Here is a 23,149-nt window from a genome sequence, read left to right on the forward strand (position 1 = left end):
AGGGAGATTCAAATGTCTAAAAAAACACAGCAGATCGCAGTTCCCTTAATCTCAGTTCTTTTAGGGATTTTATTGGGAGCGATTGTCATGGCTATCTTTGGCTATGATGCCATCTGGGGATATGAATCCCTCTTTAAAACGGCATTCGGTTCTTTGAGAAGTTTGGGTGAAATTTCTCGGGCGATGGGACCTCTAGTTCTCATTGGTCTGGGTTTTGCCGTTGCTAGTCGGGCTGGATTTTTCAATGTCGGACTTCCGGGCCAAGCCTTGGCTGGTTGGATTCTAGCTGGTTGGTTTGCCCTTTCCTTCCCTGACCTACCTCGCCCTCTGATGTTGCTAGCAACTGTAGTCATTGCTGCAGTGGCTGGTGGGATCATTGGTGCTATTCCAGGGGTTCTGCGTGCCTATTTAGGAACGAGTGAAGTCATCGTTACGATTATGATGAACTATATCGTCCTCTTCGTTGGAAATGCTTTTATCCGCAGCTTTCCAAAATCTGTGATGCAGAGTGTTGACTCTAGTAAGCGTGTTGGTGCTAATGCTATCTATCAAACAGAATGGCTGAGAAGTTTGACAGCTAACTCTCGTATGAATATTGGTATTTTCTTTGCTTTGATTGCAGTTGTGCTGATCTGGTATATGCTGAAGAAAACAACGCTTGGCTTTGAAATCCGCGCTGTAGGGCTGAACCCGAATGCATCTGAATACGCAGGGATGTCTTCTAAACGGACCATTATTTTGTCTATGATTATTTCTGGAGCCCTTGCAGGACTTGGAGGAGTCGTAGAAGGATTGGGTACTTATCAGAATGTCTTTGTGCAAGGAAGTTCATTGAGCGTTGGTTTTAATGGTATGGCGGTTAGCCTTTTAGCAGCCAATTCTCCAGTTGGTATCCTTTTTGCGGCTTTCCTCTTTGCAGTTTTAAGTGTCGGTGCGCCAGGTATGAACGTGGCTCAGATTCCGACAGAATTGGTCAATATTGTAACAGCTTCGATTATCTTCTTTGTCAGCGCCCATTACCTGATTGAGCGTCTGACTGGTAAGACAGTCTTTGAATTATTTAAAAACCGTAAGCAAGAAGCTGGTAAAGTGAAAGGGGGAAACTAGGATGAGTATTGTAACGATATTAGGTTTATTAGTATCATCTATGCTGATTTATGCGGCTCCCTTGATTTTCACAAGTATCGGTGGAGCTTATTCGGAGCATGCTGGAGTCGTCAATGTCGGTTTGGAAGGGATCATGGTAATGGGGGCATTTACAGGCGTTCTCTTTAACCTGACTTTCGAAAGTAGTTTTGGCAGCTTGACTCCGTGGCTCTCCTTGATTGCTGCTGGTTTAGTCGGAGTGCTCTTCTCACTTATCCATGCTGTAGCAACCATTAACTTCCGTGCAGACCACGTTGTTAGTGGTACGGTTCTAAACTTATTAGCACCAGCCTTGGCAGTCTTCCTTGTTAAAGCTATCTACAACAAGGGGCAAACAGACAATATTCAGCGTTCATTTGGTAAATTTAATTTTCCTATTTTGTCTGATATTCCGGTTATAGGAGATATATTCTTCAAACATACAAGTCTGATGGGATATTTGGCCATTACCTTCTCTTTCCTTGCTTGGTTTATCATGTTTAAGACAAAATTTGGATTGCGTCTTCGCTCAGTTGGAGAACATCCGCAGGCAGCAGATACACTAGGAATCAATGTTTATCTCATGCGCTATTGCGGTGTTATGATTTCTGGTCTGCTTGGTGGTATTGGTGGGGCTATCTATGCTCAGTCGATCTCCGTTAACTTTGCTGTGACAACTATCATAGGTCCAGGATTTATCGCCTTGGCAGCTATGATCTTTGGTAAATGGAGCCCTATCGGTGCTATGTTGGCAAGTCTCTTCTTTGGAGCTTCTCAAAGTTTGGCCGTTATCGGAAACCAGTTGCCTCTTCTTTCAAAAGTGCCAACGGTTTATCTACAGATTGCGCCATATGTCTTGACGATTGTGGTTCTTGCAGTCTTCTTTGGTAAAGCTGTTGCTCCGAAAGCAGACGGTATCAACTATATCAAGTCTAAATAATTTTTTACACCAGTTCTTTGGAACTGGTTTTTTTGTGATTGGAAAAAGTTGCTATCGGAAATAGAAAAAGCCTGCTTTATCTGAAGCAAGCTTTCTAAGATTAATTTGTAGCGATTTCGTTTAATAAATCTTCTGCAGTAGTAGTTGGGTTCACTCGAACACGATTGAGTGAGAGTAAACCGTTGGATAGAGAAGCTAAACCGTTATTGGTCGTCAATCCCATCTTATAGCCCAGACTTTCAGCAATCTGCAAGGTCGCATCACTATAGCGGCCTGATGGATAAGCAACAGTCGTGGTTGTTTGTGAGAGATTGTCGTCTAAAAAGGCTTTAGAATCACGTAGTTCAAGGGTTTGTTGATCAGCAGTAGCAGTTGATAGATCAGGGTGGTTGACGGTATGGTCTTCAAAGGACATACCCTTTTCCTTCATTTCTTTGATCTCATCCAGCGTCAGCATATCTTCACGGCCAGCTTGGACAAATCCAGTAATGACATTGTTGGTTGCCTTCATCTGGTACTTTTGAAGTAGCGGGAAGGCATTGGTATAAAAGTCTTTCAAACTATCATCAAAGGTCAGCCAGACTACTTTTTTATTTTCAGGTAGGACATTCTCTGTCAAAGCTTTGTAAGCTTCATCTGGGGTTAATGTATAGTAACCAGCTTCTTTCAGAGCCTGCAAATGGCTTTCAAAAGTAGTTGGATCTACAATCAAACCAGCATTGGCTGCCTCAGAGGGATCCATTACATGGATCGCATGGTACATTAAAATTGGAATCTTAACAGGTTCGTCCTGTTTTACCCACTTTATTTTTGAAGCTTCTTCATTTGTTGAGGTAGAGTCTGGCTTGGAGGTGGATTGCACAGTTTGGTTGCCTGCAGAGGATTGTTTGCTAGGAGAGAACTGAGTCTTCCAAAGATAAATTCCGCCTACGATTAGGGCAAGGAGCAAGAAAAGATTGATAATAGAAAAAAGGAATGCCTTTTTCTTAGCTTTATGTCTTTGCATGCGTCTTCCAATGTGTTTATCGGTCATGGTATCTCCTTCTAATCTCATGAGTTTAAAATTTTTACTTACATTATAACAAATATACAAATAGATTTGTAGGCATTTCTATATATTTTTGTTATAATGTTTTTTATATAAGAAATATTCAAGGAGTTCCTCATGTCTATTAAAATTGCTTTACTTGGTTTTGGAACAGTTGCTAGTGGTGTTCCTTTCTTGTTGAAAGAAAATGGAGAAAAGATTGTTCAGGCTGCTCATTCTGAGATTGAAGTTGCTAAAGTTTTGGTCAAGGATGATGCTGAAAAAGAGCGTCTTTTGGCAGCTGGAAATGATTACAATTTTGTAACTAATGTAGATGAAATCTTAAATGACGGCGAAATTGCGATTGTAGTGGAGCTGATGGGACGGATTGAACCAGCTAAAACCTTTATCACACGTGCACTTGAAGCAGGTAAGCATGTGGTGACAGCTAACAAAGACTTGCTGGCAGTTCATGGTTCTGAATTGTTAGACATTGCTAAGAAAAATGGCGTTGCTCTCTACTATGAAGCAGCTGTTGCAGGCGGTATCCCAATTTTGCGCACCTTGGTTAATTCATTGGCATCTGACAAGATTACTCGCGTTTTGGGTGTGGTCAATGGAACATCTAACTTCATGATGACCAAGATGGTAGAAGAAGGTTGGTCTTACGAGGATGCTCTTGCGGAAGCGCAACGTTTAGGATTTGCTGAAAGCGATCCGACTAACGACGTTGATGGAATTGACGCAGCCTATAAAATGGTCATTCTCAGCCAATTTGCTTTCGGTATGAACATCAAGTTTGAAGATGTCAGTCACCAAGGTATTCGCAACATCACGCCAGAAGATGTCGCTGTTGCTCAAGATTTGGGCTATGTAGTGAAATTAGTTGGTTCAATTGAGGAAACACCATCAGGAATCGCTGCGGAAGTAACACCGACTTTCTTGCCAAAAGCGCATCCGCTAGCTAGCGTAAACGGCGTAATGAATGCGGTCTTTGTCGAGTCAATCGGTATTGGAGAATCCATGTATTACGGTCCAGGGGCAGGCCAAAAACCAACTGCGACCAGTGTCGTTGCAGATATCGTCCGCATCGTCCGTCGCCTAAATGAAGGCACGATTGGCAAAGCCTTCAATGAATTTAGTCGCGAGCTTGTTTTGGCTAAACCTGAGGATGTTAAGAGCAACTATTATTTCTCTATCTTGGCTCCAGATGCCAAAGGTCAAGTCTTGCATTTGGCTGAAATCTTCAATGCTGAAGAAGTTTCCTTCAAGCAAATTCTGCAAGAAGGTACAGATGGTGAAACTGCTCGTGTAGTCATCATCACACATGCTGTCAGCAAGACACAGCTAGAAAATGTCGTTGCCAAGCTCCGTGAGGTACCAGAGTTCGAATTGCTCAATACCTTTAAAGTATTAGGAGAATAAGATGAAAATTATTGTACCAGCAACCAGTGCCAATATCGGACCTGGTTTTGACTCAGTTGGTGTCGCAGTCTCCAAATATCTAGAAATCGAAGTCTTGGAAGAAAGTCAGGAGTGGGTTATTGAGCATGATCTCAATCCTCGAATTCCAACGGATAAACGGAATTTACTAATCAAGATTGCCCTGCAATTGGCTCCAGACCTTCAGCCTCATCGCTTAAAAATGACCAGCGATGTTCCTTTGGCGCGCGGTCTTGGCTCTTCCAGCTCTGTTATCGTTGCAGGGATTGAACTGGCTAATCAGTTAGCAAATCTGAACTTATCGGATCATGAAAAGCTAAAAATTGCGACAAAAATCGAAGGGCATCCTGACAATGTGGCACCAGCAATTTATGGAAATCTAGTGATTGCAAGCTCTTTCCAAAATCAAGTTTCAGCTGTCGTGTCAGATTTCCCAGAGGTCAGCTTTATCGCTTTTATTCCCGATTATGAGTTGAGAACAGTTGAAAGCCGCCGTGTCTTGCCTAATCGCCTTTCATACAATGTCGCTGTTGCAGCAAGCTCCGTAGCCAATGTCGCTGTTGCAGCGCTCTTAAAAGGCGATATGAAAACAGCTGGTCGTGCTATCGAATCCGATCGTTTCCATGAGAGATATCGTCAGCCGCTTATCAAAGAATTTTCTGATATTAAATTCTTAGCCAGAAAACAGGGCGCTTTTGCGACTTATATCTCTGGAGCTGGTCCGACTGTCATGGTTTTATCTCCGAAAGACAAGGCTGAGCAGATTTATCAGCAAATTAAGGAACAAGGCCTTGATGGACAAGTCTTCCAGTTGCAAGTCGATACTCAGGGTGTACGTGTAGAAAAATAGAAGAGAGTTTGAGGATGACGAACTTGTGGACGCAGTGTTGGTCTACAATCTTCGTTCTCCTCTTTCTTTTTGTTTTGAAAAAGAATCTTTATTTCCCTCAGTCTATCGTAAATATCATTTAATTTTGATATAATAGAGTGTAATTTGTAAAAAAGAGAGTGAGTCATGCAAAACCTAGAAAAATTTTCTGCGGAATTAGAAGGAATCGACATCCGTTTCAATGAACCTTTGAGTCAATACACTTACACAAAGGTGGGCGGAGCTGCCGATTTCTTAGTTTTTCCACGCAACCGTTATGAGTTGGCGCGGGTTGTCAAATTGGCCAATCGTGAAAATATTCCTTGGTTGGTGCTTGGGAATTCAAGTAACATTATTGTTCGAGATGGCGGTATTCGAGGCTTTGTCATCATGTTTGACAAGCTAAATAACGTAGCAGTAGATGGCTATACAATTGAGGCAGAAGCCGGTGCCAATCTAACTCAGACTACTCGTATTGCCCTGCATCATAGTTTGACTGGCTTTGAATTTGCCTGTGGCATCCCGGGTAGTGTCGGCGGTGCTGTCTTTATGAATGCTGGCGCTTATGGCGGAGAAATTGCTCATGTGCTCGTTTCCTGCAAGGTCTTGACACCTAAAGGAGAAATAAAGACCTTGGATGCGCGTGATATGCGCTTTGGCTATCGTCATTCACTCATTCAAGAAACAGGTGACATTGTTATTTCAGCTAAGTTTGGTCTGGCACCAGGTGTCCACCAAAACATTCATCAGGAAATGGAACGTCTGACCTATCTGCGTGAACTCAAGCAGCCTTTGGAATACCCATCATGTGGGTCTGTCTTTAAGCGTCCTCTGGGACATTTTGCTGGTCAGCTCATCAGTGAGGCCGGTTTAAAAGGCTATCGAATCGGTGGTGTAGAGGTTTCAGAAAAGCATGCTGGTTTCATGATTAACGTCGATCATGGTACAGCTAGCGATTATGAAAAGTTGATTGCTCATGTCATTAAAACCGTCAAAGAGCATTCAGGTGTCACTCTGGAAAGAGAAGTTCGAATTATTGGAGAAGAATAAGAGTCTGATATGTAAGTGTCTGACTGCTTTCTGATAATTTCTAGTTTCTAAGTTTGTCCAGTATTTGGGATAGCCAATATCCATGTGTCATTAGTAAAGGGGGTGAAAGCCTATCGATATCGCAAGTATGCAGGGCCATAGTAGCCCTCGAGAGGTTTTTTTGGTCTGACAGAGCCAAAAATCTGTTAATACATGGAAAAGAAGGAATTTATGCCAATTGAAAAAACCAATTATTGAGTTCAAAAACGTTTCGAAGGTTTTTGAAGACAGTAACACCGTCGTTCTCAAAGATATCAACTTTGAATTAGAAGAAGGAAAATTTTATACGCTTCTAGGGGCTTCTGGCTCTGGGAAGTCAACCATCCTTAATATTATTGCAGGACTTTTGGATGCGACTACGGGAGACATCTTTTTGGATGGTGTCCGCATCAATGACATTCCTACCAATAAACGGGATGTTCACACCGTATTTCAGTCTTATGCCCTTTTCCCGCATATGAATGTCTTTGAGAATGTAGCCTTTCCGTTGCGTTTGCGGAAGGTGGACAAAAAAGAAATTGAAGAGCGGGTTGCTGAAGTTTTGAAGATGGTTCAGCTGGAAGGCTATGAACGTCGCTCTATTCGGAAACTTTCAGGTGGTCAACGTCAGCGGGTAGCCATTGCCCGTGCTATCATCAATCGGCCACGGGTTGTCCTACTAGATGAGCCACTTTCTGCGCTGGATTTGAAGTTGCGGACGGATATGCAATATGAGCTCCGTGAACTCCAACAGCGCCTTGGGATCACTTTTGTCTTTGTTACCCACGACCAGGAAGAAGCCCTAGCTATGAGTGACTGGATTTTTGTCATGAATGAAGGGGAGATTGTCCAGTCAGGAACGCCAGTGGATATCTATGATGAGCCGATTAACCACTTTGTTGCGACCTTTATCGGAGAATCTAATATCTTGCCAGGTAAGATGATCGAAGACTACTTGGTCGAGTTCAATGGTAAGCGTTTTGAAGCAGTTGACGGAGGAATGCGACCAAACGAATCCGTTGAAGTAGTGATTCGTCCAGAAGATTTGCGCATTACCTTGCCTGAAGAAGGAAAACTGCAGGTTAAAGTGGATACCCAGCTTTTCCGCGGGGTTCATTATGAAATTATCGCCTACGATGAGCTTGGTAATGAATGGATGATCCACTCGACCCGCAAGGCCATCGTCGGAGAAGAAATCGGTCTGGACTTTGAGCCAGAGGATATCCATATCATGCGCCTCAATGAAACCGAAGAAGAATTCGATGCTCGGATTGAAGAATACGTAGAAATCGAAGAGCAAGAAGCAGGGCTGATCAATGCCATTGAGGAGGAAAGAGATGAAGAAAACAACCTCTAACCTTTTTATGCTTCCATATTTTCTTTGGATTCTGCTTTTTGTCCTAGCTCCAGTGATAATGATTGTCTGGAAATCATTCTTTAATATCGAAGGGCAGTTCACGCTGGAAAACTATCGGATTTATTTCACGTCGCAGAATTTGACCTATCTGAAAATGAGCTTTAACTCGGTATTTTACGCAGGCATCATCACCTTGGTGACCTTGCTCATTTCTTATCCGACTGCTTATTTTTTGACCCAGCTCAAGCATCGCCAGCTTTGGCTGATGCTAATTGTCCTGCCGACTTGGATCAATCTTTTGCTTAAGGCCTATGCCTTTATCGGTATTTTTGGGCAAAACGGCTCGGTAAATGAATTTTTGACCTTTATCGGTATCGGTCCCAAGCAGATTCTTTTCACTGATTTTTCTTTTATTTTTGTTGCTAGCTACATTGAGCTGCCCTTTATGATTCTACCGATTTTCAACGTCTTGGATGATTTGGATCCCAACCTTATCAATGCCAGCTATGACTTGGGTGCCAATCGTTGGCAGACTTTCCGCAATATCGTCTTTCCGCTTTCAATGAATGGTGTGAGAAGTGGCGTGCAGTCCATCTTCATTCCCAGTCTCAGCCTCTTCATGCTGACGCGTTTGATCGGTGGGAACCGTGTTATTACGCTGGGAACAGCCATTGAACAGCATTTCTTGACAACGCAAAACTGGGGAATGGGCTCAACCATCGGAGTGGTTCTGATTATTGCCATGCTCTTTACCATGTGGGCAACCAAGGAAAGGAGAGAACGATGAAAAAATTTGCTAATCTCTATTTAGCGATTGTGTTTCTAATCCTTTATCTTCCGATCTTTTACTTGATTGCCTATGCTTTCAATGCTGGTGATGACATGAACAAATTTACGGGCTTTGATCTGGTTCATTTTCAAAAGCTGTTTGAAGATTCGCGCTTGATTTTGATTTTGGCGCAGACCTTCTTCTTAGCCTTTCTTTCTTCCCTCATTGCCACGATTATCGGAACTTTCGGTGCGATTTATATTTACCAAGCCCGCAAAAAATATCAGGATGCTTTCTTATCCATCAATAATATTTTGATGGTGGCGCCTGACGTTATGATTGGGGCTAGCTTCCTGATTCTCTTTACCACGGCTAAATTCCAGCTGGGCTTTGTGTCCGTTTTGGCCAGCCACGTTGCTTTTTCAATTCCCATCGTTGTGCTGATGATTTTGCCAAGGCTGAAAGAAATGAATGACGACATGATTAAGGCTGCTTATGACTTGGGAGCCAGTCAAGTACAGATGCTCAAGGAAATCATGCTGCCTTATCTGACACCAGCGATCATTGCCGGTTATTTTATGGCTTTCACCTACTCACTAGATGACTTTGCTGTGACCTTCTTTGTAACAGGAAATGGCTTCTCGACTCTTTCCGTAGAAATTTATTCCCGTGCACGGCAAGGAATTTCCTTGGAAATCAATGCCCTGTCTGCTCTGGTCTTTCTCTTTAGTATCGTTTTAGTCATTGGCTATTACTTTATCACGCGTGAGAAGGAGGAAGCAGCATGAAAAAACTCTATTCGTTTCTAGCAGGGATTCTTGCGATTATCCTGATCTTGTGGGGAATTAGCTATCGGATTGAGAGTAAAGCCAATAGCAAGGGCAGTGATAAATTGGTTGTCTATAACTGGGGAGATTACATTGATCCGGAATTACTGACTGAGTTTACCAAGGAAACAGGCGTGCAGGTGCAGTACGAAACCTTCGACTCTAACGAAGCCATGTACACAAAAATTAAGCAAGGTGGTACAACCTACGATATCGCAATCCCAAGTGAGTACATGATTGCCAAAATGATGAAGGAAAACTTGGTGGAGAAATTGGACCATAGCCAGATCAAAGGCTTGGAAAATATTGGTTCAGACTTTTTGGATCAGCCATTTGATCCAGGAAACCAGTATTCCATTCCTTATTTCTGGGGAACGCTGGGAATTGTTTACAATACTAAAATGGTCGAGCACGCACCTGAGCATTGGAACGATCTCTGGAAGCCAGAATACAGAAACTCCATCATGATGATTGACGGAGCCCGTGAAGTCATGGGGATTGGTCTAAACTCGAATGGTCATAGTCTTAACTCCAAAGATGCTGACCAGCTGCAGGAGGCTGTCGATAAACTTTACACTCTGACGCCCAATATCAAAGCCATCGTTGCTGATGAGATGAAGGGCTACATGATTCAGAATAACGCGGCTATCGGTGTTACCTTCTCTGGTGAAGCTCGTCAAATGCTGGAAGCCAATGAAGATCTGCGCTATGTCGTTCCGACAGAAGCCAGCAACCTTTGGTTTGACAATATCGTTATTCCAAAGACGGTCAAAAATAAAAAAGCTGCCTATCAGTTTATTAATTTCATGCTGAGACCAGAAAATGCTTATAAAAATGCCCTTTATGTTGGCTACTCAACGCCAAACCTTCCTGCCAAGGCTATGCTGCCAGAAGAAGTGCAGGAAGACGAGGCTTTCTATCCAACCGAAGAAACCATGAAGCATCTGGAAGTCTATCAGCAATTAGGTCCAAAATGGCTTGGAACCTACAACGACCTCTATCTTCAAGTCAAAATGTATCGCAAGTAGCCAAAGAAGAGGCTGGGACAAAAGTCCTAGCCTCTCAATTGTCTTTGGATTGTCGAGCAAGGCGCAGGGGTTGAGTGGGCTCTACTACGCTGATTTCATCAGCTTTTACAACCCTACTCAACTGTGCGGAGGTGGGACGACGAAATCGAATTCTAACGAATTACCGATTTCTGTCCCACTCTCTTTTTTCTATTTTGACTTGTATAATTATTTGAAAAGCAGTAGAGAAAGTAGTAAAATTATATTAACATATGCAATAGAGCCTTGTGCTCAATTAAGGAGGAAATCATTATGTCAGTTTTCTACGTTCCATCAGTCAATTTGATTGGTAAGGGTGTCATCAATGAATTTGGCGGTCATGTCAAAGAGCTGGGCTTTAAGAAAGCTCTCATCGTTACAGACCACTACATTGCATCCAGTGACATTTTACCAAAAGTCGTCAAGCCGCTAGAAGCAGAAGGCATTGAATATGTGGTTTTTGAAGATGTAGACCCAAATCCATCTTGTAAGAATGTCTACGATGGCTTAGCTACTCTTCAGGAAAATGACTGTGATTTTATCATCAGTGTCGGCGGTGGCTCACCTCAGGATGCTGCTAGCTGTATTTCCATCATGGCGACAAATGGTGGTAAGCCGCAAGATTATGAAGGGCTCCACAAGTCTAAAGAAAAGGGTCTGTCAGTTGTAGCCATCAACACCACGGCAGGGACTTCTGCTGAAATCACTATCAACTATGTTATCACGGATGAAGAACGTAAGGTTAAGATGGTGATGGTTGATAAAAATAGCTTGGCTCTCATCTCTGTCAATGACCCAGAGCTCATGGTTTCCAAACCAGCTAATTTAACAGCAGCGACTGGGATGGATGCTTTGACCCATGCTGTTGAGGCCTTGGTAACTCCTGGCGCTTATGGCGTGACCAAGAAGTTGTCTATTGGCGCCATTGAGTTGATTAAGGAATATTTACCGCGAGCAGTTGCTAATGGTCATGATATAGAAGCGCGTGAAGCTATGGTCAATGCTATTTTCCTTGGGGGCATGTCCTTTAACAATGCAGGTCTGGGCTACGTGCATTCTATGGCTCACCAGCTTGGTGCGGTCTATCATCTACCTCATGGCGTTTGCTGCGCTATGCTCCTACCAGTAGTTGAGCGTGAAAATGCCAAACGTGTACCAGCAGCCTTTAGAAATGTAGCTAGAGCTTTAGGCTTGCATACCGAAGGCAAGACTGATGAAGAATGTGCAGCATATGCCATTTCGGAAATCGAAACCTTGTCCGAAACGGTCGGTATTCCTAAGAAATTGACCGAGCTTGGTATTGAAGAAAAGGACTTTGACTTTGAATACCTTTCTAAGAATGCCTTGATTGATGCTTGCGCACCTGGCAATCCTTTCATGCCGACTTTGGAAGAAACCATTGCTTTATATAAAGAATTGTTTTAAGCCAAAGGAGAAAGGCTCTCCCTCTAAACTTAGTTGATTTATATCAAAAAAAGACAGTTGCTCTCTCTCCTACAACTGTCTTTTTAATTTATGGAAATGGGATGGTCGTACAGGATTAGTGCTCTAAAATAAACTTAGCAATAGCTGTGGCGACGCCATTTTCTTCATTGCTCTCTGTTACATAGTCGGCCAAGTCTTTGACATGCTGGCTAGCATTTCCCATGGCAACGCCCAAGCCAGCAAACTGCAGCATTTCAATATCGTTATTAGCATCGCCCAGTGCCATGATTTCCTCAGGTTTGATCTCTAGACGTTGTGACAGCCGCTCTAGGGCAAAGGCTTTGGTGACACCTTTTGGCATCGCCTCGTAGATGACAGGCTGGGAACGGACGCCACTGAATCGTTGGCAGAGTTCTTGAGCGAACTTGGTCTCAAAATCATCCACCTGCTCAGGATTTCCTAGAAACATAGCTTGAAACATTCGATGCTGGCCGCTGCAAGCTTCTTCAAGGCTGATTTCAGTAGGAGTCGTAAAGACAAGAGCCGCATCATCTGTCACAATTTTGCTGGCTTTCTCTCCTACGACGAAGTAATGCTCTTCATCAAACAAGGTCAACTGTACTTGGCTCTGCTCGGCCAAACTGTAAAGGTAGCGAATGTCATCGGGCTTTAATTCTTGCCAGTCAACGACCTGCCAATCGCTAGTCTGATGGATAGCGCAGCCATTGTCTACGATGACATATTCATTTTCATTCTCCAAGCCTAGCTCCTGAAAGTAAGGCTTGACCCCCACGAGCGGTCTGCCTGTACAGAGAACTAGCTTGACTCCAGCTTGGATAGTCTGGTGGATAGCATCAATATGAGCTTGAGGAATCTTTTTTTCCTCAGTCAGCAAGGTTCCGTCCATATCAAGGGCAATTAGTTTAATCATAGTCTTTCTCCAATAGTATTTGTGAATATTATAGCATATTTTCTATTGCTAGGAGATCAGAAATGGGGGAAGATTGTTTTTTTAATTTTCCTGTCCTTATGGTATAATAAGAAAATCTAGTAAGGAAAAGAGAAGCTATGAAAGCAAAGCGTATTGTATTTAAAGTTGGAACGAGCTCATTGACAAATCCTGACGGCAGCTTGTCGCGGGCAAAGGTGCGGGAAATCACGCATCAATTATCGGTCTTGCATGAAGCAGGGCACGAGTTGATTTTGGTATCGTCTGGAGCCATTGCGGCAGGTTTTTCTTCTCTGGGCTTTAAAAAACGCCCAACCAAAGTAGCCGATAAACAGGCTTCGGCAGCTGTTGGTCAGGGCCTTCTCCTAGAGGAGTACACCACCAATCTGCTTCTGAAGAAGATTGTGTCCGCCCAGATCTTGCTGACGCAGGATGATTTTGCGGATAAGCGACGTTACAAAAATGCCCACCAAGCTCTGTCAGTCCTCCTTAATCGGGGTGCCATTCCCATTATCAATGAAAATGACACAGTTTCTATCGAGGAGCTAAAGGTGGGAGACAATGATACGCTCAGTGCTCAGGTGGCAGCCATGGTTCAGGCGGATCTTTTGGTACTTTTGACAGATGTTGATGGGCTTTACACTGCTAACCCAGCTTCAGATCCAACCGCCCAACGTCTTGAAAGAATTGAGACAATCTCTAGCGATTTGATTGACATGGCAGGCGGGGCAGGCTCCAGCAATGGCACTGGTGGCATGCTGACTAAGATCAAAGCAGCAACTTTGGCGACCATGTCTGGTGTACCAGTTTATATTTGTTCGTCGCTTAAAAGCAATGCTTTATTGGAGGCGGCGAGCCAGACTCGAGACGGGAGCCTTTTCTCAGCGCAGGATAAGGGCTTGAAGACGCAAAAGCAGTGGCTAGCCTTCTATGCCAAGAGTCAAGGCGCTATCTATGTAGATCAGGGAGCGGCACAGGCTCTGCACTACGATGGTAAAAGCCTTCTGGCATCAGGAATTGTTAATTTAGAGGGGCATTTTTCCTACCAGGATACGGTGACGGTGTACGAAGAAGAGACTGGTGCGATTTTAGGAAAGGGGCGCGTGCGATTTGGTAAATCTGCCCTCAAGGATATGCTGCGTTCTAGCAAGCCAAAGGGAGTCGTGATTCATCGTGACGATTGGATTTCTATTACTCCAGAGCTCCAATTGCTCTTTTCTGAATTTTAAGAGGAAATAGGGGCTTACTTATTTCCTTTACCCGAACTCTCCAAGATCTCTATCAATTGTAAAAAGAAATTATTGTATCTTACGAAAGGAGGCGCTATGACCTCAACACAAGAATTATTTGAAATTGTAAAAAAGTCAAAAAAATCAATCAACACAGCTACAACTGCTGAGAAAAACCATGCTTTGGAAGAAATGGCAAAGCAGCTCTGGCTCTCTCGTGCGGACATTTTAGCAGCCAATGAATTGGATATGAACGCTGCTAAAGGTAAGATTTCAGATGTCATGCTGGACCGCCTCTATCTGGATGAGGATCGCATTGCTGGCATGGCAGAGGGCATTCGTCAGCTGATTGACTTGGAGGATCCTGTGGGGCAAGTCTTGGAAAAGACTGAGCTTGATAACGGCCTTGTCATCAGTAAAAAGCGGGTGGCTATGGGCGTGATTGGGATTATCTATGAAAGCCGGCCTAATGTCACTTCAGACGCTGCGGCTCTGGCGCTAAAGAGTGGCAGTGCTGTCGTTCTCAGAAGTGGCAAGGATGCCTATCAGACAGCGCTAGCTATTGTCACAGCTCTGAAAAAAGGCTTGACTCAGACCAAGATTTCGCCGGATTGTATCCAGTTGGTTTCTGATACCAGTCGGGCTTCCGCCCAGGCTATGATGAAGGCCAAGGGCTATCTGGATTTGCTCATTCCTCGTGGTGGCGCGGGATTGATTCAGGCAGTCGTGGAAAATGCGACTGTGCCGGTTATTGAGACAGGTACTGGAATTGTCCATGTCTATGTAGATAAGGATGCTGATCAGGACAAGGCTTTGGCGATTATTGAGAATGCCAAGACCAGTCGCCCTTCTGTCTGCAATGCCATGGAGGTACTGCTGGTTCATGAAGCGATTGCAGCAGCATTTTTACCACGTTTGCAGAAGATGTTGGTGACAGATCGAGATGCTGCGCAAGAAAATTCAGTTGAATTACGTTTGGATGAGAAAGCGGCTCAGTATATCTCGGGCTCGCAAGCTAAACCAGAAGATTTTGATACCGAATTTTTGGACTATATCTTAGCGGTCAAGCTGGTTTCCTCGCTGGAAGAAGCGGTGGAGCATATTGAAGCTCACAGCACCCACCACTCGGATGCTATTGTGACGGAGAACGATGCAGCGTCAACTTACTTCTCAGAGCAGGTCGATAGTGCGGCCGTTTATGTCAATGCCTCAACCCGCTTTACAGACGGTGGTCAATTTGGACTCGGCTGCGAAATGGGGATTTCTACTCAGAAACTGCACGCCAGAGGTCCTATGGGACTGAAAGAGTTGACCAGCTATAAGTATGTCATTCAAGGGGATGGTCAAGTGAGGAAATAAAGATGAAAATTGGATTTATCGGTTTGGGAAATATGGGGGGGAGTCTCGCTCGCCTAGTTGCCCAAGATGAAAGATATAGAAGCGAATTGCTACTGGCTAATCGCAGTCGTGACAAGGCTGAAAAGATTGCTGCGGAAGTTGGTGGGCAGCCGGTCAGTAATGAAGAGATTTTTGCTCAGGCAGAAGTGATTTTTCTGGGGATCAAACCAGCTCAATTTGCTGACTTGCTGGCTGAATATCACGAAGTTCTAGAAGAACGGGATTCTCTTATCCTAGTTTCGATGGCTGCTGGTCTGAGCTTGGAGCTATTAGAAAAATTGACACCTAGCCACCATCGTTGGATTCGGATTATGCCTAATACACCGGTAGCTGTTGGCGAGGGGGTTATTACTTATGCCTTATCCCAGCAGGCGAATCAAGTAGACGAAGATTTGTTGCGTGAGCTTCTGTCTTCGGCTGGCCTTTTGGTCAAACTAGAGGAAAAGCAGTTGGATGCGGCGACAGCTCTTGCTGGCTGTGGACCAGCCTTCGTTTATCTCTTTATAGAAGCTTTAGCGGATGCAGGTGTCCGAGCTGGACTTAGTCGCGACATATCGCTTGAACTGGCCAATCAAACCCTTCTAGGCGCTGCTAAACTAAGGCAGATCAGTGGCCAACATCCGGCCCAGCTCAAAGATCAAGTCTGCAGTCCAGCTGGTTCGACCATCGCTGGGGTAGCCAGTCTGGAAGAAAATGCCTTTCGAGGAACGGTCATGGCTGCCGTTCAAGCTGCCTATCAAAGGACACAAGAACTTGGTAAGTAGAATAATTGTCATTTTGCCTTTTTTGAAGAAAAAATAGAATCGTAAAGCGATATGATACATCATCATATAAGTAATGCAGAGAGACACTCGTAGATGGATTGTTTAAAGTCCGCACGAGTGCCTTTTGTTTTTCAAAAAGCTATCCATGCTAGGTCGAGTGAAAGTAAACCTGTGGATGGCATGTATGGATACTTTGCTCTAAGAAGAAGTGGATGTTAAAATCAACAGCTTATCCCATTTTTCTTTTGTTTTTCCTTGACAGTTAAATTGTCAGAATTTATAATAAAAGAAGAAAGGTGATAACAGTGTTATCGAGTTGAAAGCATGAAAAAAGAAACAGATGAGTTAAACGAAAAAATCTTGGAAAGCGCGAGGAGTGAGTTCTTGGCTTATGGCTATCAGGATGCTTCACTGCGGAGAATTTGTCGCGCGGCTGGCTTGACGACTGGGGCTCTTTATAAGCGATATGAGAGTAAGGACAGTCTCTTTACTGCCCTGCTTGAGCCTACTCTGATAGCCTTAGACCAGTATGGACAAGAGCAGAAGCGACGTGACTATGCTTTCCTAGAAGAGGGACACCTATCTGACATGTGGGCACATCGCTTAGAGGATCTCCAGTCTCTGATGCGGATTCTCTATGAGCATAAGGATATTATGCAGCTCTTGCTCTTTAAATCTCAGGGTTCTTCGCAAGCGGACTTCAGGATGCGTCTGCCTCATTTGGCTGCAGACGAGACTTATCGCTATTTGGAGCTGGCTTACAAAGAGGGAAAAATCAATCATTTGGTCAAACACGAGTTTCTGCGATCGTGCATGACAGCTTATTACACAGCTGTATTTGAGCCCTTGGCTCAAGACTGGCCCCAAGAGCAGGCGCTGGAATTTTGCCATTCCATCATGGACTTGTTTGACTGGGGAGGTTTGCTAGGTTTTTGATAGAAAGAAGGAAATTCTATGAAGAAAAAATCTGTTCTTGCTTGGATCTGGGACTTTGTTTCCCTTCATAAGATATATTTTGTGCTCAGTCTGATCTTTGCCTTTGCCTCTGTGATTTCAGGATTTCTGCCTTATTTCTTTATTGGCGGGATGATTAATAAACTCTTGGCTGGCAATAAAAACTGGGATTTTTACCTGCAGCAATCAGCGTGGGCGGGTATGGCCTGGATTGGCTACTGGGGATTCCACGGTATTTCCACCATGCTGTCGCATACGGCTACTTTTAAGATTTTAGCGGAAATGCGGCACCGCCTGACAGACAAGCTGGCTAGGCTGCCTCTAGGTACAGTGCTTAGTCAGTCATCAGGCAGTTATAAAAACATTATCGTTGAGCGGGTGGATGCGACCGAAACGACCTTGGCTCACCTGATTCCAGAGTTTACCGCTGGGATTTTTGGTCCGATTATTGTTCTCTTTGCCATGCTAGTCATCGATTGGCGGCTGACCTTGCTGTCTCTCCTGACTATTCCCATCGTGGCGCTGGCCTATATGCGGATGGCTGTCAATAGCGAAGCGGACTATCAAAATACTCTGGTCAAGACCAAAAAACTCAATGATACAGCGGTGGAATACATTAATGGGATTGAGGTCATCAAGGTCTTTGGCAAGGAAAAATTTTCATACGATAAGTTTGTGACAGCTGCTAGAGAAGGAGCAGACTGCTTTATTGAGTGGATGCGCAAGTTCAATCTAGAGATGGGCATTGTGACTGCTTTTCTACCATCAGGCTTGCTCTTTCTGCTACCGGCTGGCTGTTATTTCTATCTGCAAGGCAGCTTGACTGCTGGAAATTTCATTCTGATGATTATTCTTTCGCTCAGTCTTCTGACTCCTCTGATTTTAGTGGCTAGTTACATGGACGATTTACGGAAAATCGGAACTATTTTTGGCCAAGTCATTGATATTCTGGAAAAGCCTGATTTGAAAAGGCCTCAGGATCTGAAAGAACTTCCAAAAGGAAGGGATCTGGTCATGACAGATGTCAGCTTTGGCTATACAGATGAAGAGGAAGTACTGCACGACATTTCGCTAGATATTAAGGCTGGCAGTATCAATGCTTTAGTTGGGCCATCAGGCTCAGGTAAGTCTACAATTGCCAAACTTCTAGCTTCTTTCTGGGATGTCAGTTCTGGTCAGATTACCTATGGTGGCTTGGACATTCGCCAACTTCCGCTAGATTATTACAGTCGGCAGATTGCTTACGTGACTCAGGATAACTATCTCTTTGATGAGACTATTATGGAAAATATCCGGATGGGAAATCCAGCAGCATCTGACGAAGAGGTCATCGAAATTGCTCGTCGCTGCGGCTGTTATGACTTTATCATGAACTTAGAAGACGGCTTTGGAACTCAAGTAGGCTCTGGCGGCAGTCATCTATCTGGTGGGGAGCGTCAGCGGATTGCCATCGCCCGTGCCATGCTTAAGGATGCACCGATTCTTATTTTGGATGAAGCGACTGCTTATACAGATCCGGAAAATGAAGCACGGATTCAGTCCAGTCTAGCTCGTCTAATCGAGGGACGGACCTTGATTGTCATTGCTCACAGGCTGTCTACGATTATGAGTGCAGACCAGATAGTCCTGGTCAATAATGGTCGGATTGAAGTTAGAGGACGACATGAAGAATTGCTGGCAGCCAGTCCACTTTATGCTTCCATGTGGCAAGCCCATATAGCTACTAGGGATAGTGATGAGATGGAAGGAGGGGTGACTCATGCTTAATGTACTGAAGAAATTCTTTGATTTCTGTACGGCAGAGGACCGTAGGAAATTTTATCAATCTATTTATCTGGGCATCATCAAGTCCTTTATCATCGCTCTGCGTATTCCAGCAATCGGCCTAGTCGTTATGGGACTGATTGAGAAGAATCTCTCTATGCAGACTTTCTGGCTGGCTCTGGGCATCATGCTGGTATCCACAGTGATAAACGTCTGGATCACCCTGAAAATCACCATGTTGCAGACGGAAGCAGGCTATCATACCTGTGCTCAGAAGCGGATTGAAATTGCCGAGCACATGCGCTATCTGCCTATGGGTTACTTTAATCAAAATAGCTTGGGCAAGATTACCAGTGTTACGACTAATACGCTGGAAGGGTTATCTGATGTAGCTACGCGAGTGGTTATGATGACTGTGCAGGGCTTTCTGACGACTGGTCTCATCACTATTTTGGTCTTTCTCTATGACTGGCGGGTTGGACTGGTTCTCTTGGTGGGTCTCGTCCTCTTTCTCCTGCCCAATACTCTCATGCGTTGGCAAGTTGGCAAGGTTTCTGATGACAAGTATCAGGCGGATATGGACCTGGTAGCCGTTGTTTTGGAGTACAGCCAAGGTATTGCTGAAGTTAAGAACTACAATCTGGTCAACCGTTCTGCCAAGAAGCTGTCCAAGGCTATTGAAGGCAAGAGTCAGCTAGATACCAAAATGACACTCGTGACCTCACCTTACATCGCCCTCCAGGGTATGGTGACCAAGCTGACCGGTCTCTTTATGGGGCTTTTCTCTATCTACTTTTATCTCAATGGCAGTATGGAACTGCTGGTAACCATTATGATGATTGTCAGTGGTTTTATGATTTATGAAAATCTAGACGGCGTTGGCTCTTTCTCTTCTCTCCTGCGCATTGTTGATTTGTCGGTTGATATGGTCAATCAAGTCTTGGCTATCCAGCCGATGGACATCAGCGGTCAGGATATTGAGCCTAAGAGCAGCCAGATTAAGCTGAGAGATGTTAGCTTCTCTTATGGAAATAAGAAAATCATTGACCAGGTTTCCTTCACCATTCCCGAAAAGACGACAACTGCCCTGGTCGGACCTTCTGGATCAGGCAAAACAACGCTCTGCAACCTCATTGCCCGCTTCTGGGATGTGGACCAGGGAAGTATTAGTCTAGACGGGCATGATGTTAGGGAATACAGCTATGACAGCCTGATTCGTAATTTCAGCTTTGTCTTTCAAAGCGTCTATCTCTTTGAGGATACCATTGCCAATAACATTCGTTTTGGCAAGCCGGAGGCCAGTCAGGAAGAAGTAATAGAGGCTGCCAAGAAAGCCGCCTGTCATGACTTTATTCTCTCACTGCCTGATGGCTATGATACCAAGATTGGTGAAGGAGGTGCCAGTCTTTCTGGAGGTGAGCGTCAGCGCATTTCCATTGCGCGAGCTATTATCAAGGATGCGCCTATTATCATTCTGGATGAAGCAACAGCCAATGTTGATCCAGAAAACGAAGAAGCCCTCATGCAGGCTATTCAGGCTCTGACTCGCGATAAGACCATTATCATGATTGCCCACCGACTCAAGACGGTTGAGCATGCAGACCAGATTTTGGTGCTGGATCAAGGCCGCATTGTCGAGCAAGGCAAACACCAAGACTTACTGGCCAAACAAGGCATTTACAGTAAATTTATCCAAGAAAGAAAAACAGCTGCCAGCTGGCGGATTGAGATGGAGGAGTGATAAATTGAAACAGCAAGCCAAGTGGCTTGCTGTTTTTCATTTAAAGGGAAGAATGGTATAATGAAGTAGAGAAAAATCTTGAATGAGGTAGCCATGAACGAAATCAAATGCCCCAACTGCGGGGAGGTTTTTACTGTCAATGAGAGCCAGTACAGTGAGCTTTTGTCGCAGGTTCGGACAGCAGAGTTTGACAAGGAGATTCATGCTCGGATTGAGCAGGAGCTGGCTTTAGCAGAGCAAAAATCCCAGAATGCCCAACAAGCTCTGCTATCGCAGAAAGAGCAGGAAATTAGCAATCTTCAAAATCAAATTGCTCAGTTTGAGACCCAGCAGGAATTGGCAAAGAAAGAGGTGGAGCAGGCAGCTAGTCTTCAATTGCAGGAGAAGGACAAGGAAGTTCAGCAATTGGAAAGTCAGCTGACAACTCTGCGTTTGGAGCATGAAAATCAACTGCAAAAGACCTTATCTGCGCTGGAAAAAGAGCGAGACGAGGTTAAGAACCAGCTAGTCTTGCAAGAAAAGGAAGCAGCGCTGGCTCAGACCTCGCTCAAAGAACGCTATGAAGTAGAGCTGCGGCAGAAAGATGAAACGATCGAATTCTACAAGGATTTCAAAGCTAAGCAGTCTACTAAGATGATTGGTGAGAGTTTGGAACAGCACTGCGAGTATGAGTTTAACAAGAACCGTATGGCCATGTTTCCTCGAGCGGAGTTTGGCAAGGACAATGATGCCAGAACAGGCAGCAAGGGCGACTACATTTACCGTGAGGTGGATGAAAATGGTGTAGAAATCCTCTCCATCATGTTTGAGATGAAAAATGAAGGTGACGAGACGGCGACCAAGAAGAAAAACGAGCATTTTTTCAAAGAGCTGGATAAGGATCGGCGGGAGAAAGGCTGTGAGTATGCTATTCTGGTGACACTTCTGGAGGCTGACAGCGAGCTCTACAATTCGGGTATTGTCGATGTGTCCTATGCCTATGAGAAGATGTATGTTATCCGACCTCAGTTCTTTCTGCCTATGATTACCCTCTTGCGTAATGCTGCCCTCAACTCGCTCCAGTACAAGCAGGAACTAGCCTTGGTGCGGGAGCAGAACATTGATATTACTCATTTTGAGGAAGATTTGGATGCCTTTAAAGTAGCTTTCGCCAAGAACTATCAGTCTGCTTCGACCAATTTCGGCAAGGCCATCGAGGAGATTGACAAGGCCATCCGTCGGATGGAAGAAATCAAGAAATTCCTGACGACCTCTGAAAACCAGCTGCGCTTGGCTAATAATAAACTGGACGACGTCTCTGTCAAAAAATTGACACGCAAAAATCCTACTATGAAAGCGAAGTTTGAAGCTTTAAAGGAGAAGTAAGAAAACAAGACAATGAACGGAATTATCAACTTAAGAAAAGAAGCGGGAATGACTTCGCATGACGCGGTCTTTAAGCTACGCAAGATTTTAGGAACGAAGAAAATTGGTCACGGGGGCACCTTGGATCCAGATGTAGTCGGGGTACTTCCGATTGCTGTAGGCAAGGCGACACGTTTGGTCGAGTTCATGCAGGAGGAAGGAAAGATCTACGAGGGGGAGATTACTCTGGGCTGCTCAACGACGACAGAGGATGCCAGCGGAGACATTCTTGAGCGGACACCAGTGACAGAGCTTTTAGAAGAAGCCCTTATCGATGAAGCGATGGAGTCTATGACTGGTGAGATTCGCCAGATTCCGCCCATGTACTCTGCTGTCAAGGTCAATGGCCGCAAGCTTTATGAGTATGCGCGTGCAGGTCAAGAAGTGGAACGTCCCGAGCGGCAGGTGACCATCTATAGTTTTGAGCGTACCAGTCCGATTTCCTATGAAGATGAGCAAGCTCGTTTTCGTTTTCGAGTCAAGTGCAGCAAGGGGACCTATGTCCGAACCCTGTCTGTTGATTTGGGAGCCAAGCTGGGCTTTGCCAGTCACATGTCCCAGTTGACAAGGACTTCTTCAGCAGGTATGAGCTTAGAAGATGCTTTGACCTTGGATGAAATAGCGGAGCGAGTAGCAGTGGAGGATTTTACATTTCTTCAGCCTCTGGAGTTGGGGACAGGTGATCTACCCAAGATTGAACTAACGATAGAGCAGTTAGAGGAAGTCCGCTTTGGTCGCTTTATTTTCATTGAAAATGCGGCAACAATCTTGGCTGGTTTTCATAAAGGTAAGCTTATCGCCATCTTAGAAAAAAGGGAAGAATCTTATAAACCTAAAAAAGTTTTTCTTTAATCATATTGAAAATATCAGAGTCCTGAAATTTATTTTCAGGATTTTTTTATGCCTAGAATAATTAACCAAATCTATAAACTAAAAAATGTATAAATATACTGTCCGAATAGATCAGAATCGCTTCTAAAATTTACTGTGAATTTTTAAAATAGTAATACTCGAAAATTGGACAGTTTTGCTAAAAATGATTAAGTAATAA

The 23,149-nt window shown here is 44.3% G+C and carries 20 protein-coding genes; 18 read left to right on the top strand and 2 right to left on the bottom strand.

Features of this window, described 5'->3' with window-relative positions:
- Positions 1-12: 12 nt before the first annotated feature.
- The gene (locus tag FZ954_RS02425; RefSeq protein WP_061422956.1) at positions 13-1,107 is read left to right on the top strand and encodes an ABC transporter permease; all 1,095 of its coding nucleotides are present in this window, start codon (positions 13-15) and stop codon (positions 1,105-1,107) included.
- A 1-nt stretch (position 1,108) separates the two neighbouring features.
- Complete coding sequence (locus FZ954_RS02430; protein WP_148876743.1) at positions 1,109-2,065, top strand: ABC transporter permease; 957 nt, start codon at positions 1,109-1,111, stop codon at positions 2,063-2,065.
- A 100-nt stretch (positions 2,066-2,165) separates the two neighbouring features.
- Here the strand turns inward: FZ954_RS02430 and FZ954_RS02435 are convergent, their stop codons facing one another.
- A complete protein-coding gene (locus FZ954_RS02435) occupies positions 2,166-3,098 on the bottom strand; it encodes a polysaccharide deacetylase family protein (RefSeq protein ID WP_125373024.1) in 933 nt (310 codons plus the stop codon).
- Between the two features lie 132 nt (positions 3,099-3,230).
- Between FZ954_RS02435 and FZ954_RS02440 the strand changes: the two genes are divergently transcribed.
- The 8 genes from FZ954_RS02440 to FZ954_RS02480 all read left to right on the top strand — a co-directional run bounded on the left by FZ954_RS02440 (position 3,231) and on the right by FZ954_RS02480 (position 11,895).
- Positions 3,231-4,517 (top strand): homoserine dehydrogenase, encoded by a 1,287-nt coding sequence (locus tag FZ954_RS02440; RefSeq protein ID WP_125390584.1) that lies wholly within the window; start codon positions 3,231-3,233, stop codon positions 4,515-4,517.
- A 1-nt stretch (position 4,518) separates the two neighbouring features.
- Positions 4,519-5,385, top strand: a complete 867-nt coding sequence (gene thrB, locus FZ954_RS02445) for a homoserine kinase (protein ID WP_148876747.1) — start codon at positions 4,519-4,521, stop codon at positions 5,383-5,385.
- 165 nt (positions 5,386-5,550) lie between these two features.
- Positions 5,551-6,453 (top strand): UDP-N-acetylmuramate dehydrogenase, encoded by a 903-nt coding sequence (murB, locus tag FZ954_RS02450; RefSeq protein ID WP_148876750.1) that lies wholly within the window; start codon positions 5,551-5,553, stop codon positions 6,451-6,453.
- 217 nt (positions 6,454-6,670) lie between these two features.
- Positions 6,671-7,828, top strand: a complete 1,158-nt coding sequence (locus FZ954_RS02455) for an ABC transporter ATP-binding protein (protein ID WP_005590153.1) — start codon at positions 6,671-6,673, stop codon at positions 7,826-7,828.
- A complete protein-coding gene (locus FZ954_RS02460; RefSeq protein ID WP_148876753.1) occupies positions 7,809-8,615 on the top strand; it encodes an ABC transporter permease in 807 nt (268 codons plus the stop codon). Before FZ954_RS02455 ends, FZ954_RS02460 begins: the two co-directional genes overlap by 20 nt.
- Positions 8,612-9,385, top strand: coding sequence for an ABC transporter permease (locus FZ954_RS02465; RefSeq protein WP_005590157.1), 774 nt, complete (start codon positions 8,612-8,614; stop codon positions 9,383-9,385). Before FZ954_RS02460 ends, FZ954_RS02465 begins: the two co-directional genes overlap by 4 nt.
- Positions 9,382-10,452 carry an ABC transporter substrate-binding protein gene (locus FZ954_RS02470; protein ID WP_005590161.1) on the top strand — a complete coding sequence of 357 codons (1,071 nt, stop codon included), beginning with the start codon at positions 9,382-9,384 and terminating at the stop codon, positions 10,450-10,452. Before FZ954_RS02465 ends, FZ954_RS02470 begins: the two co-directional genes overlap by 4 nt.
- Before the next feature lie 291 nt (positions 10,453-10,743).
- On the top strand, positions 10,744-11,895 hold the full coding sequence (locus FZ954_RS02480) for an iron-containing alcohol dehydrogenase (protein ID WP_148876757.1): 1,152 nt from the start codon (positions 10,744-10,746) through the stop codon (positions 11,893-11,895).
- 115 nt (positions 11,896-12,010) lie between these two features.
- Here the strand turns inward: FZ954_RS02480 and FZ954_RS02485 are convergent, their stop codons facing one another.
- Positions 12,011-12,826: a Cof-type HAD-IIB family hydrolase gene (locus FZ954_RS02485; protein ID WP_148876760.1), complete on the bottom strand. Its 816-nt coding sequence runs from the start codon at positions 12,824-12,826 to the stop codon at positions 12,011-12,013.
- Between the two features lie 137 nt (positions 12,827-12,963).
- On the opposite strand from FZ954_RS02485, the gene proB reads away from it, so the two are divergent.
- From proB to truB, 8 genes are all read left to right on the top strand, one after another.
- On the top strand, positions 12,964-14,073 hold the full coding sequence (proB, locus tag FZ954_RS02490) for a glutamate 5-kinase (RefSeq protein WP_148876764.1): 1,110 nt from the start codon (positions 12,964-12,966) through the stop codon (positions 14,071-14,073).
- A gap of 96 nt (positions 14,074-14,169) precedes the next feature.
- Positions 14,170-15,432, top strand: coding sequence for a glutamate-5-semialdehyde dehydrogenase (locus FZ954_RS02495; RefSeq protein WP_148876767.1), 1,263 nt, complete (start codon positions 14,170-14,172; stop codon positions 15,430-15,432).
- 2 nt (positions 15,433-15,434) lie between these two features.
- Positions 15,435-16,235 (top strand): pyrroline-5-carboxylate reductase, encoded by an 801-nt coding sequence (proC, locus tag FZ954_RS02500; RefSeq protein ID WP_148876771.1) that lies wholly within the window; start codon positions 15,435-15,437, stop codon positions 16,233-16,235.
- 324 nt (positions 16,236-16,559) lie between these two features.
- Positions 16,560-17,171 (top strand): TetR/AcrR family transcriptional regulator, encoded by a 612-nt coding sequence (locus FZ954_RS02505; RefSeq protein ID WP_148876774.1) that lies wholly within the window; start codon positions 16,560-16,562, stop codon positions 17,169-17,171.
- A gap of 18 nt (positions 17,172-17,189) precedes the next feature.
- Positions 17,190-18,956 (top strand): ABC transporter ATP-binding protein, encoded by a 1,767-nt coding sequence (locus tag FZ954_RS02510; RefSeq protein WP_148876777.1) that lies wholly within the window; start codon positions 17,190-17,192, stop codon positions 18,954-18,956.
- Positions 18,949-20,694, top strand: coding sequence for an ABC transporter ATP-binding protein (locus FZ954_RS02515; protein WP_148876780.1), 1,746 nt, complete (start codon positions 18,949-18,951; stop codon positions 20,692-20,694). The genes FZ954_RS02510 and FZ954_RS02515 overlap by 8 nt, the downstream gene beginning before the upstream one ends.
- 93 nt (positions 20,695-20,787) lie before the next feature.
- A complete protein-coding gene (locus tag FZ954_RS02520; protein WP_048764578.1) occupies positions 20,788-22,059 on the top strand; it encodes a DUF2130 domain-containing protein in 1,272 nt (423 codons plus the stop codon).
- A 12-nt stretch (positions 22,060-22,071) separates the two neighbouring features.
- Positions 22,072-22,950: a tRNA pseudouridine(55) synthase TruB gene (truB, locus tag FZ954_RS02525; protein WP_148876783.1), complete on the top strand. Its 879-nt coding sequence runs from the start codon at positions 22,072-22,074 to the stop codon at positions 22,948-22,950.
- Positions 22,951-23,149 lie beyond the last annotated feature (199 nt).

It is taken from the genome of Streptococcus sp. Marseille-P7375, assembly GCF_902460365.1.
Lineage (GTDB): Bacteria > Bacillota > Bacilli > Lactobacillales > Streptococcaceae > Streptococcus > Streptococcus cristatus_I.

Bases quoted from the DNA above. Each gene is read 5' to 3' on its own strand.
- FZ954_RS02495 (WP_148876767.1), top strand. From the start codon at position 14,170: ATGACCTCAACACAAGAATTATTTGAAATTGTAAAAAAGTCAAAAAAA.
- murB (WP_148876750.1), top strand. From the start codon at position 5,551: ATGCAAAACCTAGAAAAATTTTCTGCGGAATTAGAAGGAATCGACATC.
- FZ954_RS02430 (WP_148876743.1), top strand. From the start codon at position 1,109: ATGAGTATTGTAACGATATTAGGTTTATTAGTATCATCTATGCTGATT.
- truB (WP_148876783.1), top strand. From the start codon at position 22,072: ATGAACGGAATTATCAACTTAAGAAAAGAAGCGGGAATGACTTCGCAT.
- FZ954_RS02435 (WP_125373024.1), bottom strand. From the start codon at position 3,098: ATGACCGATAAACACATTGGAAGACGCATGCAAAGACATAAAGCTAAG.
- proB (WP_148876764.1), top strand. From the start codon at position 12,964: ATGAAAGCAAAGCGTATTGTATTTAAAGTTGGAACGAGCTCATTGACA.
- proC (WP_148876771.1), top strand. From the start codon at position 15,435: ATGAAAATTGGATTTATCGGTTTGGGAAATATGGGGGGGAGTCTCGCT.
- FZ954_RS02520 (WP_048764578.1), top strand. From the start codon at position 20,788: ATGAACGAAATCAAATGCCCCAACTGCGGGGAGGTTTTTACTGTCAAT.
- FZ954_RS02465 (WP_005590157.1), top strand. From the start codon at position 8,612: ATGAAAAAATTTGCTAATCTCTATTTAGCGATTGTGTTTCTAATCCTT.
- FZ954_RS02485 (WP_148876760.1), bottom strand. From the start codon at position 12,826: ATGATTAAACTAATTGCCCTTGATATGGACGGAACCTTGCTGACTGAG.
- FZ954_RS02515 (WP_148876780.1), top strand. From the start codon at position 18,949: ATGCTTAATGTACTGAAGAAATTCTTTGATTTCTGTACGGCAGAGGAC.
- FZ954_RS02460 (WP_148876753.1), top strand. From the start codon at position 7,809: ATGAAGAAAACAACCTCTAACCTTTTTATGCTTCCATATTTTCTTTGG.
- FZ954_RS02510 (WP_148876777.1), top strand. From the start codon at position 17,190: ATGAAGAAAAAATCTGTTCTTGCTTGGATCTGGGACTTTGTTTCCCTT.
- FZ954_RS02505 (WP_148876774.1), top strand. From the start codon at position 16,560: ATGAAAAAAGAAACAGATGAGTTAAACGAAAAAATCTTGGAAAGCGCG.
- FZ954_RS02470 (WP_005590161.1), top strand. From the start codon at position 9,382: ATGAAAAAACTCTATTCGTTTCTAGCAGGGATTCTTGCGATTATCCTG.
- FZ954_RS02425 (WP_061422956.1), top strand. From the start codon at position 13: ATGTCTAAAAAAACACAGCAGATCGCAGTTCCCTTAATCTCAGTTCTT.
- FZ954_RS02480 (WP_148876757.1), top strand. From the start codon at position 10,744: ATGTCAGTTTTCTACGTTCCATCAGTCAATTTGATTGGTAAGGGTGTC.
- FZ954_RS02440 (WP_125390584.1), top strand. From the start codon at position 3,231: ATGTCTATTAAAATTGCTTTACTTGGTTTTGGAACAGTTGCTAGTGGT.
- thrB (WP_148876747.1), top strand. From the start codon at position 4,519: ATGAAAATTATTGTACCAGCAACCAGTGCCAATATCGGACCTGGTTTT.